This is a genomic window from Shewanella sp. MBTL60-007, assembly GCF_019654915.1.
Taxonomy (GTDB): domain Bacteria; phylum Pseudomonadota; class Gammaproteobacteria; order Enterobacterales; family Shewanellaceae; genus Shewanella.
Map to the genome: position 1 here is coordinate 1 of NZ_BPET01000216.1, position 255 is coordinate 255.

At 43.5% G+C, this 255-nt stretch carries 1 rRNA gene; it reads right to left on the reverse strand.

Features of this window, described 5'->3' with window-relative positions:
• Positions 1-79, reverse strand: a 5S ribosomal RNA gene (rrf, locus tag K5Q92_RS24115); the annotation flags it as partial.
• Between the last annotated feature and the right edge of the window lie 176 nt (positions 80-255).

Genomic DNA, 255 nt, shown 5'->3' on the forward strand with positions numbered 1-255 from the left:
CACTACCATCGGCGATACTGTGTTTCACTTCTGAGTTCGGAATGGATTCAGGTGGGACCACAGCTCTATGGTTTCCAGACAAATTCTTACTGGTTAATTCTTCGTCTGACGGTATTGTTTCCTCGCTACACTGCTCATGTACTAAAGTACACTCCGCGGCTCGCTCGTCACGGCTTTGTCAGCCAAACAATTACCTGCGTAATTAACCAAAATTGTAAATTCGGAAAGCTTGAAATTAAGTTTTGAGTTCACACT